The organism is Allokutzneria sp. A3M-2-11 16 (assembly GCF_024213555.1).
Classification (GTDB): domain Bacteria; phylum Actinomycetota; class Actinomycetes; order Mycobacteriales; family Pseudonocardiaceae; genus Allokutzneria.
Genome location: NZ_JANAVO010000018.1, coordinates 1 through 15,899 on the forward strand (window position 1 = coordinate 1; position 15,899 = coordinate 15,899).

Annotated in this window: 14 protein-coding genes; 4 read left to right on the top strand and 10 right to left on the bottom strand. The window is 71.3% G+C overall.

What is annotated here, in order from left to right; translation table 11 throughout:
- Nucleotides 1-154: 154 nt before the first annotated feature.
- Nucleotides 155-787 (bottom strand): hypothetical protein, encoded by a 633-nt coding sequence (locus tag NLX83_RS36520; protein ID WP_254239839.1) that lies wholly within the window; start codon nt 785-787, stop codon nt 155-157.
- Nucleotides 788-1,027: 240 nt separating this feature from the next.
- Between NLX83_RS36520 and NLX83_RS36525 the strand changes: the two genes are divergently transcribed.
- Nucleotides 1,028-2,149 (top strand): S1 family peptidase, encoded by a 1,122-nt coding sequence (locus NLX83_RS36525; RefSeq protein WP_254239840.1) that lies wholly within the window; start codon nt 1,028-1,030, stop codon nt 2,147-2,149.
- A 47-nt stretch (nt 2,150-2,196) separates the two neighbouring features.
- Here the strand turns inward: NLX83_RS36525 and NLX83_RS36530 are convergent, their stop codons facing one another.
- Entirely contained in the window at nt 2,197-2,553 is a 357-nt protein-coding gene (locus NLX83_RS36530; RefSeq protein WP_254239841.1) for a YybH family protein, read from the bottom strand.
- On the opposite strand from NLX83_RS36530, the gene NLX83_RS36535 reads away from it, so the two are divergent.
- Nucleotides 2,539-3,012, top strand: coding sequence for a class I SAM-dependent methyltransferase (locus NLX83_RS36535; protein WP_256565000.1), 474 nt, complete (start codon nt 2,539-2,541; stop codon nt 3,010-3,012). The genes NLX83_RS36530 and NLX83_RS36535 overlap by 15 nt on opposite strands.
- On the opposite strand, the gene NLX83_RS36540 is transcribed toward NLX83_RS36535, so the two are convergent.
- On the bottom strand, nt 2,985-3,212 hold the full coding sequence (locus NLX83_RS36540) for a hypothetical protein (protein WP_254239843.1): 228 nt from the start codon (nt 3,210-3,212) through the stop codon (nt 2,985-2,987). The two genes, NLX83_RS36535 and NLX83_RS36540, sit on opposite strands and share 28 nt — an antisense overlap.
- Nucleotides 3,213-3,812: 600 nt before the next feature.
- Between NLX83_RS36540 and NLX83_RS36545 the strand changes: the two genes are divergently transcribed.
- Nucleotides 3,813-6,803 carry an AfsR/SARP family transcriptional regulator gene (locus tag NLX83_RS36545; RefSeq protein WP_254239844.1) on the top strand — a complete coding sequence of 997 codons (2,991 nt, stop codon included), beginning with the start codon at nt 3,813-3,815 and terminating at the stop codon, nt 6,801-6,803.
- Between the two features lie 179 nt (nt 6,804-6,982).
- Here NLX83_RS36545 and NLX83_RS36550 read toward each other — a convergent pair whose 3' ends face one another.
- From NLX83_RS36550 to NLX83_RS36580, 7 genes are all read right to left on the bottom strand, one after another.
- Nucleotides 6,983-8,413, bottom strand: coding sequence for a serine/threonine-protein kinase (locus NLX83_RS36550; protein ID WP_254239845.1), 1,431 nt, complete (start codon nt 8,411-8,413; stop codon nt 6,983-6,985).
- 12 nt (nt 8,414-8,425) lie between these two features.
- Entirely contained in the window at nt 8,426-11,374 is a 2,949-nt protein-coding gene (locus tag NLX83_RS36555) for an AfsR/SARP family transcriptional regulator (RefSeq protein ID WP_254239846.1), read from the bottom strand.
- Nucleotides 11,375-11,400: 26 nt separating this feature from the next.
- A complete protein-coding gene (locus NLX83_RS36560) occupies nt 11,401-11,544 on the bottom strand; it encodes a hypothetical protein (RefSeq protein WP_254239847.1) in 144 nt (47 codons plus the stop codon).
- A gap of 3 nt (nt 11,545-11,547) precedes the next feature.
- A complete protein-coding gene (locus NLX83_RS36565) occupies nt 11,548-12,549 on the bottom strand; it encodes a ParB/RepB/Spo0J family partition protein (protein WP_254239848.1) in 1,002 nt (333 codons plus the stop codon).
- 99 nt (nt 12,550-12,648) lie between these two features.
- Complete coding sequence (locus tag NLX83_RS36570; RefSeq protein WP_254239921.1) at nt 12,649-13,422, bottom strand: SDR family oxidoreductase; 774 nt, start codon at nt 13,420-13,422, stop codon at nt 12,649-12,651.
- Between the two features lie 160 nt (nt 13,423-13,582).
- A complete protein-coding gene (locus NLX83_RS36575) occupies nt 13,583-13,960 on the bottom strand; it encodes a hypothetical protein (protein ID WP_254239849.1) in 378 nt (125 codons plus the stop codon).
- A 19-nt stretch (nt 13,961-13,979) separates the two neighbouring features.
- Nucleotides 13,980-14,390: a DUF2087 domain-containing protein gene (locus NLX83_RS36580; RefSeq protein WP_254239850.1), complete on the bottom strand. Its 411-nt coding sequence runs from the start codon at nt 14,388-14,390 to the stop codon at nt 13,980-13,982.
- Nucleotides 14,391-14,880: 490 nt separating this feature from the next.
- Here NLX83_RS36580 and NLX83_RS36585 point away from each other — a divergent pair, with 490 nt between their 5' ends.
- Nucleotides 14,881-15,714 (top strand): lysozyme, encoded by an 834-nt coding sequence (locus NLX83_RS36585; protein ID WP_254239851.1) that lies wholly within the window; start codon nt 14,881-14,883, stop codon nt 15,712-15,714.
- Nucleotides 15,715-15,899: the final 185 nt, after the last annotated feature.

Below are 15,899 nucleotides of genomic sequence, written 5' to 3' on the forward strand. Positions count from 1 at the left end.
TGAAAGGCCCAAGGGCACGCGCAAGGGGCCCCAGGTCAAGCCGACCCACGCTGGTACCGGCGCGAGCTGGAAGCCCAGCCCCGCTGGAAGCCCCAGCCCACGAACGCTGAAAGCCCAGCCGCGCAAGCCGGAAGCCCCGCCTGAACCCCCAATCTCAAGCCACGACAACAAGATCCCGCACACCACGCGGATCGATCTCGTAGTGATCGTCGTACTGACTGCTGAAGCCGACCACGCGCACCCACCGCCCCACCGCCAGCCGACCCACGTCAATCCCCGTCTGCGTGTTCACGAAAACGATCACCTCGCCGGACCCGTCATCGACGTACACCTTGTGCCCATAAGGCAAATCGTTCTCCACCGGCTTGACGATCTTCGCGACTCCCCGCACCACGCGGCCTTCGGTGGACTCGCCGACGGAGCCGGTGCGCACAGGTTCGGGCAACACGAACGCGCCGCGTCGGCCGAGCGCGACACCGGAGGCGGGAGGCACGATGGTGCGCAGGCCCGAGCTGTCGGTGAGCACTCCGGTCACCCGGGCTCGGCGGCCGGGGCGCACTCCGAGGTTCTCCGCTGTCTTCACGTAGATCCCCGCACTGCGGTCCTGGAGCGCGAATCCCTTGTCGTAGAAGCTTGATTCGAAGACTCCGCTCGGCGTGGTCGCGGTGCCCTCGACGGTCACGGTCGTTCCGAGTGGCAGCGCGCGGGCCTCGGCGACGGTGTGCACGGCCGGTGCGGCGGTGAGGAGCCCCGCGAGCAACGTGGCGGCAGACAGGGAAGCGAGCATGTTCTCAGCGTGACAGGCCCGCAAATGGCGTACAACGCTTCCCAGGTTCTCCTACAGAAGTAGGGATGCGGAGCCCACGTTCACCGTGCAGGCGGGAACCGGCTGCCGATCCCCGGAATGGCGGGTACCGGGCGTTGATATCGATCCCTAACGTCCCGCGGCAGCAGTTCGGCCCCCACCGTGAGCCACCGTGGGCGAGCGGCTCTGCCCACAAACCCTGCAGCAAATAGGGAGAACGTCATGAAGCCGAAATCCGCGGTCCGCTATGCCGGAACTGCGCTCTTGGCGATCACGTCCGCTGCGGCCCTCACCCTGCCCGCCGCGGCCTCGCCCGTCGCTTCGCCGGAGATGCTCACCGCGATGCAGCGCGACCTCGGCCTGAGCGCCGAGGAGGCCACTGCGAGGGCCGCCAACGAGATGAAGGCCGCCGAGGTCGACGCGGGCCTGCGCGGTGTGCTCGGCGGCAGCTACGCAGGTTCCCACTTCGCCAACGGCAACCCGAAGCTCATCGTGTCGGTGACCGACGCGAGCAAGGTCGACGCGATCCGCGCCGCCGGCGCCGAGGCCAGGGTGGTCGCGCGCAGCAACGCGCAGCTCGACACGGTCATGTCCACTTTGGACAGTGCGGACAAGCACGCGAAGGGCGTCAGCGGCTGGTACGTCGACACCGTCGGCAACCGCGTCGTGGTGACCGCGAAGGTCGTCGCGGACGGGGAGAACTTCCGCAAGGCCAGCGGCGCCGACCCCGCCGTGGTCGCCGTCGAGCAGAGCGACGTGGTGCCGAGGACGCTCCACGACACCCGGGGCGGCGACGCCTACCACCTGATGTTCGGCCTGGCGCGGTGCTCGATCGGCTTCTCCGTCCAGGGCGGCTTCGTCACCGCCGGGCACTGCGGTCCCGCTGGTGAGGCGACCTGGGGCCACAACATGGTCGCCCAGGGCACGGTGCGCGGCTCCAGCTTCCCCGGCAACGACTACGGCTGGGTCGGCACGAACTCCAACTGGGTCTCCCGTGGCGTGGTCAACCGCTACAACGGCGGCACCGTCGCGGTGAAGGGCTCGACCGAGGCGGCCGTCGGCGCGTCGGTCTGCCGGTCCGGTTCCACCACCGGCTGGCGCTGCGGCGTCATCCAGGCGAAGAACCAGACCGTCGTCTACGAGCAGGGCACGGTCAAGGGCATGACCAAGACCAACGCCTGCGCCGAGGGCGGTGACTCCGGCGGCTCCTGGCTCGCGGGCAACCAGGCCCAGGGCGTCACCTCCGGTGGTTCCGTCGAGGGCTGCAAGGCCCCCGCCACCACGTTCTTCTTCCCGGTCAACCCGATCCTCAAGGCCTACGGCCTGCGGTTGGTCACCAGCTGACGCGCGGCGGGCACCCACGCACCCCGTGGGTGCCCGCTCCCGTGTCGTCAGCCCACGCCCGCTGGGTTGTCGATGACGTAGCGCCACCGCCCGTCCGCGTCGCGCCGCAGGACATCGGTCGCGGTGCCCTTCATGCCGACGCCTTCCAGCGACCAGTCCACGATGAGCAAAGCGATATCGCCCGCCACGTAGCAGTGGCGGACCTCGGCGCTCATGCGCGCGCCCTGGTCGATCAGGTATTGGGTCGCCGCGGCTCGCGCGGGACCGGAAACGGGATGTCCGGGCACCGGCACCAGCAGGCCGTCGTCCGCGTACAACGCGTCCACGGCGGCGGTGTCTCCCCGGTTGAACAGCTCCACCCAGTCGGCGATGTGCTGTCGCAGAACGTCATGTTCGAGTGTCATGACTACGAAATCATATCGTGGCTATGGTCCTCGGCGACCCTGCGCCTCGCCGGTGACGTCTCCGGTAAGCGTGTGCTGGAACTGGGCTGTGCGGGCGGAGTGCTCACCGGACAGCTCCTCGCCCGCGGAGCCGACGTGCTCGCCGTGGACCGCGAACCCCGACTGGTCGCCATCGCCCGCGAACGGCTCGGCGAGCGCGCCCGCGTCGAGGTGGCCGATCTCGAACGGCCGCTGGACCTCGTGCCGACCGGCTCCGTCGACCTGGTCGTGGCGTCGCTCATCCTGCACTACATCGAGGACTGGACGCCCCTGTTCGCGGAGCTGCGCCGGGCCGGGTTCACCGTGGACGTCGTGGACGAGCCGCGGCCCGAGCCCGGCCCGGACTCCGACCCCGGGATGTTCGAGGTGCTCAGCACCAAGCCAGTGTTCCTCTACGTCCGGGCCGTGCTCGCTAGCTGAGTCCCGAAGAACTGCATGTAGTTCGTGTTCGGCGAGAACTGGTAGCCGGAGGCGCCGAAGTCATAGCCCCAGACGTCGACCCCGGACACGGTGGCGGCCTTGCGGACGTTCTGGATGTAGAGGCTGCCGCCGACCGCGGGCAGCTCGGCGGCGGTGAAGCACGACCGGCGGCGGCAGCGGGATCGCCGCCTGCGCCGCACCGGTCATCGTCAGGGTGACCGCCGCCGCGATCGCGGCCACGTGCCGGGCGAACATTCCCTTGGCTTTGTTCGACGTGCCTCTCCATCCCCAGAGAAAGAAGGGCAATGTAGTTGAATTCTTCACCGGAGCACGACGGCCATCCGGACCAGCGAATGCCACGGGAAAAGGGACTGGGCCACCGGCATCCCGAGCCTGAGCGCGGCTCGTCTTCGGGGTGAAAAAAGATCAACTCTGGTTGACCCGTTTGTATCCTGCGGCCCATGTCCGCGACCGGAACACGGCTTTCCCCGACCGGGCCCACCGGTCTGGGCACGTCGGCGTCGCGCTTGCGGCCGCAGTGCCCACCCCGCCGTCGACCGACGCCTACGCGTGGACGTTCGACCGAGGCACGGCCTCTTACGACAAAATCCTTGAACTCGCGAACCGGGAACAACGGCCGCACGTCGAGCGCTACCTCAAGGGATACGTGCATTGGCACCTGACAAGCGCAAGATATCGATGACAGGAGTTTCTGCGGCCGACTAACGCGTAGCCGATTCACGTTCACCGCCACTACCGTGTTTCCCCCACCGCGGCAACGACGAGCTACTGGATTCCCGATGACAGTGCACTGCGACGTGCGACTCCTGGGACCGCTGGAACTCCGGTGCGCCGAACGGCGCGTCCCGGTTCCGGCCGGGAAAGTGCGCGTGGTGCTCGCGGCCCTCCTGCTGCAACCGGGGCGGATGGTGACCGGCGACCGGCTGGCCGAGTACCTGGGCGATTCGCCCGCCGATCCGGGCTGGTCGGCGCGGCTGCACTCCTACGTCAACCGGCTGCGCAAGCTCCTCGCGGCCGCGCCGGGGGGCACCGAGCTGATCCGCACCGGGCCCGGTGGCTACCTGGCCGACCTCGCCCCCGCCATGGCCGACCACGTCCGCTTCCAGGAGCTCGTCCGCGCCGCCGACGCCAGCCGGGCGGGCGGTCTGCTCCCCCAGGCCCGCGACCAGCTGGACACCGCGCTGGAGCTCTGGCGGGGCCCGGCGCTGGTCGACGTGGACTCCTCCGTGCTGCACCAGGAGGTCGCTGCCGCGCTGGACGAGGAATACCTGTGGGCGTTGGAGAAGCGGATCGACCTGGACCTCGAGCTCGGCAGGCACGCCACGGTCGTCAGCGAGCTGCGGACGCTGGTCCAGCAGCACCCGCTGCGCGAGGAGTTCTGGCGCTTCCTGATGCTCGCGCTGCACCAGGGCGGGCGGCAGGCCGAGGCGCTGGACACCTACCGGACGGTCCGGGACCTGCTCAACGACGACCTGGGGATCGAGCCCGGCGCGGGCTTGCGCGCCGCCCACCAGGCGGTGCTCAGCGGCTCGGACCAGCGCGCCCGGCCCGAGTCCGATCAGCAGGCCGCGAGCCCGGTCCCGGACGGGATCAGCCAGGTCCTGACCCGGCCGTGGGCCACCACGTGTTCCCTGCCGCCGCCGGTCACCGACTTCACCGGCCGGGACAAGACCGTCGACGACGTCGTCGGCTGGCTCACCGCCATTCCCGACGAACCGGCCAGCCCGCGGGTCGCCGTGGTGCACGGACTGCCGGGCATCGGCAAGAGCACGCTCGCGCTGCACGTGGCGCACGCGCTCCGGGAGAGCTTCCCGGACGGGCAGTACTGGATCCGCGTCGGCGGCACCGACGACACGGCGAAGCGGGCCCACGACCTGATGGGCGACATCCTCTACCTGACCGGGCTGCCCGACGGGTCGGTCCCGGCCACCGCGGCGGCCCGCGAATCCGTCTACCGCAACCGGCTCCAGGGCAAACGGGTCCTCGTGGTGCTCGACGACGCGCAGAACGCGGCGCAGGTCAACGAGATCCTCCCCGCTTCGGCCGAGTGCGCGTTCATCGTGACCGGGCAACGCGCGCTGCGCTCCGTGGACGGCCGGTCCCAGCTGTTCTCCCTGGCCGGGCTGGACCTGGCCGAGGGCTGCACGCTGCTGGAGCGGATGGTCGGCAGCTCCAGGACCGCCCGCGAGCAGGACGTCGCGCAGGAGATCGTCGCGCACTGCGCGGGCCACCCGCTCGCGCTGCGGATGATCGGCTCCCGCCTGGCGGCGTTACCGGACCGCAGGCTGGGCGCGGTCCTGCCGAAGCTGCGCGACTCCCTCGCCCGGCTGGACCAGCTGGCGACGGCCGAGTGCCAGGTGCGGACCAGCTTCGCGCTCGGCTACTCGTCGATGCGGGAGGAGCTGCGGCGGACCTTCCGCGGGCTCAGCGCCTTTCAGGACCGGACGTTCGCCGCGTGGGTGGTCGGCCTGCTCGGCGGTGACGACGACGGCGACCGGGTGGTGGAACAGCTCCTCGACCACGGCATGCTCACCCCCGCCGGAACCGACGAGACCGGCGAACCGCGCTACCAGCTGCACAGCCTGCTCGCCCTCTACGGGGAGGAGCTGGCGCAGGAGGGCCCCGCGGCCGAACGGGACCAGGCCCTGCACATCGCGGTCGACGGCTACCTCCTGCTGAGCGAGCGCGCCACCGCGCACATGGTCGTCCTGATCGCCGACGACGTTCCCGCTGTTCCGTGGCACCACGCCGTCGCGGTCTCCGAGTACGACATCGAGCGCGTCACCGCGAGCCCGGAAGCGTGGTTCCGGTCCGAACGCGACAACATCCTCGACGTCGCGCTCCGGGCCGCCGTCGCCGGGCGCCTCCGGGACGCGAACGTCCTGCTCGACCGCGTGGCCCAGACGGAGTACAGCAACGGCAACTGGAAGCGCCTCGCCCACCTGCACGAGACCTTCCGCGACCTGGCGCGCGAGCGCGGGGAGGATGAGATCGCGCTGGTCTCCGAGGTGGCGCGGGTCAACAGCCAGCTGGTCGGCGGTGACGTCGCGGTGTGCGCCGCCTGGTACGAACGGTGCGTCCGCGAGCTGGAGAAGATCGCGCTCATCTCCGACCACCCGCGCGCGCTGTCCTCGCTGGCGCTCTGCCGCTACGAGCAGGGCGACTACCCGGCCGCGTTCGCCGCCGCCGAGCGCGGGCTGCGGCTGGCCGAGGAGCTGGGCAGGCCACGGGTGCTCGTGCTGTGCCTGCGGGTGCTGGCGACCATCGCGGGCAGGCTCGGCGACCTGCCGCTGGCGCTTGCCTCGTTCGAGCGGGCCATGGGCATCGTCGAGCACAGTTCCTTCAACGAGATCAGCGCGGTCGTCGCCGAGGCCACCCTGCGCCGCGGGCTCGGCCAGGTCCTGCTCGACACCGGGCAGCACGAGCGGGCCAGGCAGGAGGCGCGGCACGCGTTCGAGTTGCAGTCGCGGTCCGATCGCCAGCTCGGCAAGGGCTACGTGTCCCTGCTGCTGTCCGAGATCGAGTTCGCCGACGGGCGGCCCGCCGACGCGGCGCGGTGGGCGATGCGGGCGAAGAAGGTCTTCGCGTTCCTCGGTGACCGGCGCGGACGGGCGCAGGCCGCGCACCACCTCGGGCGGGCGCTGCTGGCGCAGGGAGCGCACGAGCGCGCGGCGAAGGAGCTGGAGGCCGCGCTCACCCCGATGCGCGAGATGAACCTCGCGCTGGCCGACAAGACCGCGGAACTCCTCACCCTGGCCCGAAAACCCTAGCCCGCGCCCTGCAAGCCACCCACCACGTACACTGAGGCCATGCGCCCCAACCGCCCCCAGACCCAACCCAGGGCGGCCGCAACCTAGAGATCTCCCGTTTCGTACTCATAACGGGGAAGAGAGCGCTCCCAAATCCCGGCAAGAGTACGAAACGGAAAACTTGGCGGCCTCAGCGCGGGTTAGCTGCTGCTCAACGGTTCGCGGACGAACAGGAACTGCGGGCCGGAGAGTTCGATCGTGACGGGTGTGGTGAGTGCGACCGGCGAACCCCACGCCTTCAGCCGCAGCGAAACGCGCACGGTGTTGCCCCCGGCGTGCGTGGCGCTGACGACGCTGACCGTTTCGATCTTCGCCCAGTACGCCTGGAACTGGCCCAGTGGGGGACGCGTCGCGGGCAAGATCCGTTGGTGCGCCGCGGATGTGCCCCGTGGCAGCAGTCCGTAGAACTGGCGCACCGCCTCGACCATCTGCTGCTCGCGGGTCTGCGGCGGCGCGGTCGTGGTGGTCGTCGGCCGGGTGACGGGTACCTCCGCGGAACGGCTCGGCCGCGATGACGTCGTCGGCGGGGCCGCCGTGAAGGTGGGGGCGGGCTTGCCCCTCTCGACGATCGTCGTTGGCGGGGCCGGGTTGTTCTGCGCCGCGACGGTCACGGCGTTCCACTCCCCCTTCGGCGCCCCCATGATCGCCACCGCGACCGCACCGGCCCCGGCGAGCACCGCCGCCACAGATGCCGCGGTGTCGACGAAGTGGGTCCCCTTGCGCGGCGGCGGAGCCTGCTTGACCGTCGGTTCCTCCGGCAGCACGAGCAGAGCCGCCGCTTCGGCCGCCGTCGGCCGCACGGCAGGCACCAGGTCGAGCAGGCGGCGCAGCACCGGAGCGAGCGCGCCGGCCTGCCGCGGCGGCCTCATCTCCCCCGCGGCGACCCTGTGCAGCAACGCGTAGGTGTTGTCCGATCGGCCGAACGGCGGTTCGCCCTCCACCGCCGCGTAGAGCGTGGCGCCCAACGAGAAGATGTCCGAGGACGGCTCAGGATCCTTGCCCCGCGCGGTTTCCGGGGCGAAGTAGGCGGGAGTCCCGTACAGGGCACCGGTCTGCGTCAGCACGTCGTCGCCGTGCGCCCGGGAGATGCCGAAGTCGGTCAGCTTCACCGTGCCGTCGTCGCCGATCAACACGTTGCCGGGCTTGATGTCGCGGTGCACCACGCCCGCCGAGTGCGCCGCGGCCAGCGCGAGCGCGAGGAAGTGGCCCAGCCGGGCGACCTCCGCGGGCGCCAGCGGGCCGGACTCGTCGATGACGTCGGCGAGGCTGCGGGACGGCAGGTACTCCATCACCAGCCACGGCACGCCGCCCTCGGTGCGGACGACGTCGAAGACGCTGATCGCGTTGGGGTGGTGCAGGCGCGCGGCGATGCGGCCCTCGCGCATCGCGCGCAGCCCGGCCTCGGCCGCCTGGGCCTGGTTCAGGCCGGGCGGCAGGACGAGCTGCTTCACCGCGACGGTGCGCCCCAGCAAGGCATCGGTGGCCAGCCAGACGACGCCCATCGCCCCGCTGCCGATGCGGTTGTGCAGTCGGTAGCGGCCGTTGAGCAGAGTTGATGTGTGGACATCCATTGCACCGGAGATCTAAGTGCGGCCACCGGTTCCGGGACAAATCGGCGGGTTCTCGGTCGAACACCGCTCCAGCAGCCGCGCCGCCTCCTCGCGCTTGGCCAGGCCCAGTTCCTCCATCACCGGCAGCGCCAGCAGCAGCTCGGCGATCGCGTCCTCGTGCTTTCCTTGCGCGGCAAGTGCTTCAGCCAGGTGGAAGCGCGCGTAGGACTGTCCGCGCCGGTCGTCGAGGGGCTCCAGGACGCGCAGCGCGCGGACCGCCCAGGTCTCGGCGTCGGCCCAGTTCCCGGACGCGCAGTGCAGCTGGGACAACAGCTTTGACGCGTATCCCCTGGTGAGCTGCCGATTCGACCGCGCGAGCAGTGCGAACACCGCCTCCGCCTCGGCGCGCGCCCGCTCCAGGTCCTCGTGCTGCAACGCGCTGGTGGCCAGGCAGTAGCGGACGTTCGCCTCGGTGACCGCCAGGCTGGGCTCGTTCACGGCATGCTCCCTGGCCACCGCGATCGCGCGCTCGAACAGGGCGACGGCTTCCTCGTAGGAGCCCGTCTTGCTGACCACCGTGCCGAGCATGCGCAGGCAGAAGACCAGGACTCGTCCGTCGTCCGCGCTCCGTGCCAGCTCGACCCCGCGCCGGGCGGCCTCCAGCGCCTCGGCGTACCTGCTCTGTTCGTAGTAGCAGAACGCCAGGGTGGCAACGGTGCGGGCGTGGTCCGCGGTGAACGACGTCCTCGCCAGGAGGCCAACGCACTTCTCGTAGTCGGCGATCTGCTGCTGGAGATCCGCGCCGACCATGCCCACGTTGATCCGGCCCACCTCGGCGTACAGGGCGGTGTTCTCGTCGCCCCGCTCGCGCGCCCGGTCCCGGATGACGGAGAACAGCCGGGTGATCAACCGCCAGTTCCCGTCATCGTCCTCAGTGGACGCGAGCCGGTTGAGCAGCGCGATGGCTTCGGCGAACAGACCCGCGTCCGCGGCGTGCCCGACGAGCGCCGCGAGGTTGTGGCGTTCGGAGCGGAACCACGCCACGGGGTCCGCGGTGTTGCGGTCCACCTCGTGCTCGGCGATCCCGGTCCGCTCGCGCAGCCCGGGATGCCGGGTGATGTCGGTGATCACCACGACCATCCCGGCGTTGGCCCGCTCGCTGAACACCAGGTACCCGTCGACGAGCAGCCGCACGGCCGCGCGGCGGTCCTCGGGGTCCTCGGCGGCCAGTTCCCCCGCATAGAGGGCGAGCAGGCTGTGCAGCTGGTAGCGCGGCTCCCCGGTCTCGTCGACCCCGGCTGGCGTGAGCATCCCCCGGTCGACCAGCGCCGCCACCACCCGGTCCCCGTCGGCGTCCCCGGCCAGCAGACCGGCCACCCACGAGGCGAAGGTGTTCTCGCCCAACGGGCTCAGCCGCCGGAAGGCGCGCCGCAGCTCGGCGGGCAGGCTGGAGTAGCCGAGCGCGAGGCTCGTCCGGACCTGGTGGTCCGGGGTGGCGAGCTGGTCCAGCCGACCGCGGAGGTCGCGCAGGCGGGGCACGATCGCGCCGATCCGCCGGGCGGGCAGCGCGCCGAGGCGGGCGCCGAGCACCCGGAGGGCGAGCGGGTGACCGCCGCAGTACGAGACGATCTCGCGGGTGGCGGGCTCCTCCCTGCCGACGCGGCCCGTGCCGACCGTCCGCGCGAACAGCTCGTAGGAGTCGGCCGGGCTCAGCTCGTCGACGCGGAAGTTCCGCACGCGCCCGGACAGCGCCCGCAGCGCGCGCTGGGCGGTCACGATGAACGCGCAGCGGGTCGATCCGGTGATCAGCGCGCTCGCCTCGGCGGCGTCGGTCACGTCGTCGAGCACGATGAGCAACCGCTTGCCGTACAAGCGATTCCGGTAAGCCGACTCCCGTGCCTCCGGCGCGCTGGGAATCGCGGGCGCCGTGACGCCGGTCGCGTAGAGGAGGTCTCCCATCGCGGCCGACGCGCGCTGGTCGCGTGAGCGGAGCCAGTGCAGGCCGTCCGGGTAGCGCTCACGGAGGTGGTGGGCCAGCCGCAGCGCGAGCGCGCTCTTGCCGATGCCGGACAGGCCGTGCACCACCGCGACCGGCGGCCCGTCGTCCTCGGCGGTGAGCCAGCGGGCGATCTCCGCGAGGAGCTCGTCCCTGCCGACCAGGTCCGGCACGTCCGGCGGGAGCGAGCACGCGGCCACCCACGGGCTCGTCGCCACGTGCCCGCCCTCCCCGGCTTCGCCACCGACCCCGCCGAGGACGCGGGCGTGCGCCTCGCGCAGCGCCGGGCCAGGGTCGATGCCCAGGGTCTCGGCCAGGTGCCGCTGGACTTCCCGGTACGCCGCAAGGGCTTCGGCCTGCCTGCCGGTGTCGTGCAGCGCGAGCACGAGCGAGCGCCACAGGCCCTCGCGCAGCGGGTACCGGCGGACCAGCGCCTGGAGCTCGCCGACGAGGAAGGCGTGCCTGCCCAGTGCCAGCTCGTGCTCGATCCGCCGTTCCAGCGCGGTCAGCCGGTCCTCCTCCAGCTGCGGACCGACCTCGCGCAGCAGCTCCGGGGACGGGACGCCGGTCAGGGCCGGTCCGCGGTACAGCTCCAGTGCCGTCGCCAGCGTGCCGGCCGCGTCCGCGGCGCCCGCCCGCTCGGCGGCCCGGATCAGCTCGACGAACCGGAATCTGTCCACAGTGGACGGATCGACGTCGATCAGGTACCCGCCCGCCAGGGTCTTGATCAGCTCGCGCCCGCCCGGGTACGGCGCCAGGATCTCCCGCAGCCGCCCGATGTAGCTCTGCAACCGGGCGGGCCACCCGTCGTGCTCGGCCGCGTCGCCGAGCCAGTGCGCGAACCGGTCGCCGGTGACGATCTCCCCCGGTGCCAGCAGCAGCGCGGCCAGGACCACGCGGAGCTTGCCGGAGGGGATGTCGACCAGGTCCTCCCCGCACCGGACTTCGAAGGGCCCCAGCAACCCGAACTCGAATCCTGCGCCCATCGCGATGTCCTACTCGGGTCGGCGGCCTACTTACCGGGAAGGGCATCCTCCGCTATTGGTACGCAGAAGACCACGGTCTCCTCGCGGATCGAGGTCCACACCCCCAGGAGGAACGCTCCGGCCGCAGCGACGGCGAGCAGCGTGGCGAGCGCGAGCCGGGCGTCGTCCACGGCTCACCCCGCGCTGGGCGTCTGGTCCAGGCGTTCCAACCGATCCGCGAACTCCTGCCACGCGTGCGCGCTCATCCGCGCCATCACCGCGATCGTGGCCCTGCTGTGCGCGGGCACGCCCGCCACCACCCGCTGCTGGTCGTCGGCGCGGTGCGGCCCGGCGTCCAGCCACCGCAGCAGCGCCCGCCCCGTCTCGCTGAACCGCAGCGAGGGATCGGTGCGCAGGCTCTCCAGGGCGTCGGCCCAGGCGATCCGGGGCGGCTCCCGCCTCGGCGGGGCGGCGGGGACGGCGCGGCGCCGCTCCTCCTGCCGCTGGTCGGTCACCCGCGTCTGGTCGGGCAGCACGTCGCGGCCCGCCCGCATCCGGTCCCGGACGTCGAGCACGGTGGACGGGGCCACCCCCGCCTCCTTGGCGATCTGCCGCAGCGACGCGTCCGGGTACCTGGTCAGCAGCTCGCTGGCGCGCAACCGGCCCTGCGCGCTGCTCAGCGGCCGGACCCGGCCGTCCCGGCCGAGGCGGGTCGGCGCGTGCGGCAGCTCCCCGGCCGAGCGGCCGCGGATGGCCGAGACCGTCCTCGGCGACATGCCGGTGACCGAGGCGATCATCCGGTCCGACCACTGCGGGTGCGAGCCGATGATCCGCCGCGCCGCGCTCGACCGCTCCGCGAGCGACAGCGGCAGCCCGTGCGAGATGTTGGCCAGGACCCCGACCACGAAGGCGTCCTCGACGTCGCCCTCGTAGAACACCACCTTGATCTCCGCCTGCCCCCGCACCATCGCGGCGCGCAGCCGGTGCATCCCGTCGATCACCCGCATCGACGGCCGGTGCACGATGATCGGCGGCAGCTCGGCCTCCGACTCCACCAGCACCCGCACGTGCTCGCCGCTGACGCCTTCGGCCCTCGGCGAGGCCGTGCACGGCAGCAACGCCCGCACCGGCACCGGCACCGCGGACGACGCGTCCAGGGTGCCGTGCGCCACGAGAGACAGCGAATCGTCCTGCATCGCCCCTACCTCACTCATGGGTTGCGCCCGGTGATCCCGGGACCGACCACACGGTAGGAACGGCCTCTTACACCTCACCCATACTCGGCCCACACCTGCTCAGGCGATCCGCCCGAGCGCGCGCATCGCGGTGAACCACTCCTCGCGGCTGCGCAGGCGCAGCCGGTCCAGCTCCCGCACCTTCTCCTGGGCGACGACCAGGAACTCGCCCCGCTCGAACTCGGCGAGCGCGAAGCGGCCGAACTCCTCGGCGTCCAGCGGCGACCCCGTGGCCCACACGAGCGAGTCCTCCGGAAGGTGCGCGGTCATCGCCGTGCGCACGCCCGCCGGGCACAGGCAGCTGACCTGGATGCCGTGCCGCGCCTCCCTGATCCGCAGGTGCTCCGCCAGGGCCACCGCGGCGGTCTTGGTCACCCCGTACGGCAACCCGTCCAGGTAGCCGAGGAGTCCCGCCGCCGAGGAGGTGATGATCAGCCCGCCCCGGCCGCGCTCGCGCATGGCGGGCACCACGACGCGCGCGGCCCGCACGATCGACATCAGGTTGAGGTCCCAGGACTTCAGCCAGAGCGCGTCGTCGGTCTCCAGGTCACCGGACACCGCGACGCCCACGTTGGCGCAGAAGACGTCGATCGGCCCGAGCCCGGCCTCGACGCGGCCGAGGGCATCGCGCATGCCGTCCTCGTCGGAGGCGTCGGCGACGCAGCTCAGCACCGGAACATCGCCCAGCTCACGGCTGACCTCGTCCATGCCGCCAGCGTCGATGTCGATGAGCCCGACCGCGCGCGCCCCCGCGGTCACCGCGGCCCGCACCAAACCCCGGCCGATGCCGTTCGCCGCACCCGTCACGACGACGAGCGACCCCGCAATCCTCATTCCCACGCCACTTCTCCTCCTCCGACGACTTAGAATCTCCTCGTGCGCCCCCTCCACCCCGTGCCCCCCAACCCCGGCCGGGCTGGCTGGAGAACTCCCGTTTCGTACTCATAGCGGGATTTGGGAGCGCTCTCTTCCCGGCTTTGAGTACGAAACGGGCTCAAGCGCGGGTGCAGGCGGGGGTGGTGCGGGCGGGAGCGTCCTTGGCGATCTGGAAGGACACGCAGTACTGCGTGCGCGCCGGGAGCACGCGGGTGAACAGGAACTCGGCCAGGCGTTCACCGTTGTGGGCGCAGATGTCCTCGCGCGCGGCGAACTCGCCGCCGTTCACGCGCAGCTCCGCCCGCCCGCAGCCGGGCGCTGCACCGCGCCACTCCCCCAGCACTCGCGGTCCGGTGCCCTCGCGGGGCTGGACGGTCACGCACACCAGCCCGCCGAACCCTCCACTCCGGACGCATTCCGGGGCGGCCTCGGCGATTCCCTGCGGCACCAACGAGCCCAGGACCAGCGCGCCGACCACGACCGACGACCTCAGCACAACGCCTCCACAAGGTGGTTCAGGATGGTGATCTGACCCAGTACACGCCGCGGCTGCTGGCGAGGATCTCCATGTCCACCAGGAAGTCGCGCATCGTCGAGTAGTGCGTCCCGCTGCCCTCGCACCACCGCCGGAGCCGGTCGTTCACCGACCGCTCCAGGTAGCGGGCGTTCGGCGTGAACGAGCGGGCGGCGATGTGTTCGAGCACCGCCCGGCGCCTGCACTCCTGCTCGGGCAGCTTCACCAGCCGCGGGCCGCGGATGAACGGCCGCAGCTGCAACGGGGTCCGGTCCCCGGGCCCGCGCTGGTCGGGCACGCAGGAAAGCCGGTCGAGCAGCTCGTAGGAAACGAACAGGCCATTCTCGCCGTGCCGGACGAGACCGTGATCGCGAAGTCTTCTCGATGCCACCGCGACCTCTCGCTCGGCCATTCCGGTGATCTCCGCTATCGCTCTCGGGGTGCGCGCTCCGAGAGCGACAGCACCGAGAACTCGCAATCTGTTCGGCTCCGACAGCAGACCAGCGAAGGATTCCGGAGTCATGACCTGTCCCAGCAGAAGGGGGGCTCGCGAAAAACGACCGACGTGTATGAAGAACGACCCGGACACCGGCCCTCCCCGGGGGGAGGAGAGGTCGGCGTCCGGGTCTTCACTGGTGACCCGGGTCTCCTGGGGGGAGTCGGGCTGCCAAGAAGTGAAACGACCGCGCCGCACCACGTCAAGCCCGCGCCCCCCTCGAACACATTGTTTACCGACGTTCGAGTGCACCATCCTCCTGGTCGAACAGTAAATTCCAACGTACTGCACCGAAAGGCCGATTGCCCACGCCCGAAACAGGACGGAAACTCGAAAAAGCGGTTGTCGACCACTGCTTCTTTCCTTACCCCTGCAATGCCGCCACGCGGCACAAGGAGAGATCAGAGTGTCTTCTTCGTGGAAATCATTGATCGTTACGGCGCTCGTCGCGGTGGCCACCGCGGCGGTCACCACCGTCCCCGCCGCCGCCCAGCCCTCCGGCGCGGTCAGCCACCCCGACCAGGACTACGCGGGCTCCACCCTGGCCGCCAACGAGGGGCACCGCGTCTCCCCGTTCGGACCGGACCAGGCCCCCGCCGGGATTCCCGGCATCGACGTCAGCCACCACCAGGGCGGTATCAACTGGGGCGCGGTCGCCCGGGAGGCGCGCTGGGTCTACATGAAGGCCACCGAGGGCACGGGTTTCCGTGACTCCGCCTTCAACCGCAACTACACCGGCTCCTACAACGCCGGGATGATCCGCGGCGCCTACCACTTCGCCCTGCCGGACCGCTCCAACGGGATCACCCAGGCCCGGTTCTTCGTCGCCAACGGCGGCGGCTGGTCGCCGGACGGCCGGACGCTGCCGCCCATGCTCGACATCGAGTACAACCCCTACGGCGCCACCTGCTACGGCAAGTCGCACGGGCAGATGGTGGGCTGGATCCGGGAGTTCCACAACGAGGTGCACCGGCTGACCGGACGGTTCCCGACCATCTACACCACGCGTGACTGGTGGTCGCGCTGCACCGGGAACAACGGCGGCTTCGGCGCGACCAGCCCGCTGTTCATCGCCTGCTACTGCGCCACCCCGGGCGTCATGCCCAACGGGTGGGGATTCCACACCTTCTGGCAGTACACCGATCGCGGCCGGATCGGCGGGATCTCCGGCAACGTCGACCGCGACGTGTTCAACGGTTCCGAGGCCCGGTTGCGCGCACTGGCCCTCGGGCGCGGCTGACCTCGCGGCACGGCCGCGGTGCGATCGCGCCGCGGCCGTGCCCGCCTCGGCACATCGACAAAGGCGGATGCGCCACCGAAAAGCGGAGGACTTTCCGGGATGGAATGGGAGCGACCCCGACATTTCGGACTGGACCGGTGCGCGGCGGGGCGCGTGGCCTGCGCCGAGCCCGGCCGCCGCCGTCA

Excerpts from the sequence above, each read along its gene's own strand:
- NLX83_RS36555 (WP_254239846.1), bottom strand. The coding sequence starts at position 11,374 with ATGGGCGCAGGATTCGAGTTCGGGTTGCTGGGGCCCTTCGAAGTCCGG.
- NLX83_RS36520 (WP_254239839.1), bottom strand. The coding sequence starts at position 787 with ATGCTCGCTTCCCTGTCTGCCGCCACGTTGCTCGCGGGGCTCCTCACC.
- NLX83_RS36580 (WP_254239850.1), bottom strand. The coding sequence starts at position 14,390 with ATGGCCGAGCGAGAGGTCGCGGTGGCATCGAGAAGACTTCGCGATCAC.
- NLX83_RS36530 (WP_254239841.1), bottom strand. The coding sequence starts at position 2,553 with ATGACACTCGAACATGACGTTCTGCGACAGCACATCGCCGACTGGGTG.
- NLX83_RS36565 (WP_254239848.1), bottom strand. The coding sequence starts at position 12,549 with ATGCAGGACGATTCGCTGTCTCTCGTGGCGCACGGCACCCTGGACGCG.
- NLX83_RS36570 (WP_254239921.1), bottom strand. The coding sequence starts at position 13,422 with ATGAGGATTGCGGGGTCGCTCGTCGTCGTGACGGGTGCGGCGAACGGC.
- NLX83_RS36550 (WP_254239845.1), bottom strand. The coding sequence starts at position 8,413 with ATGGATGTCCACACATCAACTCTGCTCAACGGCCGCTACCGACTGCAC.
- NLX83_RS36545 (WP_254239844.1), top strand. The coding sequence starts at position 3,813 with ATGACAGTGCACTGCGACGTGCGACTCCTGGGACCGCTGGAACTCCGG.
- NLX83_RS36535 (WP_256565000.1), top strand. The coding sequence starts at position 2,539 with ATGTTCGAGTGTCATGACTACGAAATCATATCGTGGCTATGGTCCTCG.
- NLX83_RS36525 (WP_254239840.1), top strand. The coding sequence starts at position 1,028 with ATGAAGCCGAAATCCGCGGTCCGCTATGCCGGAACTGCGCTCTTGGCG.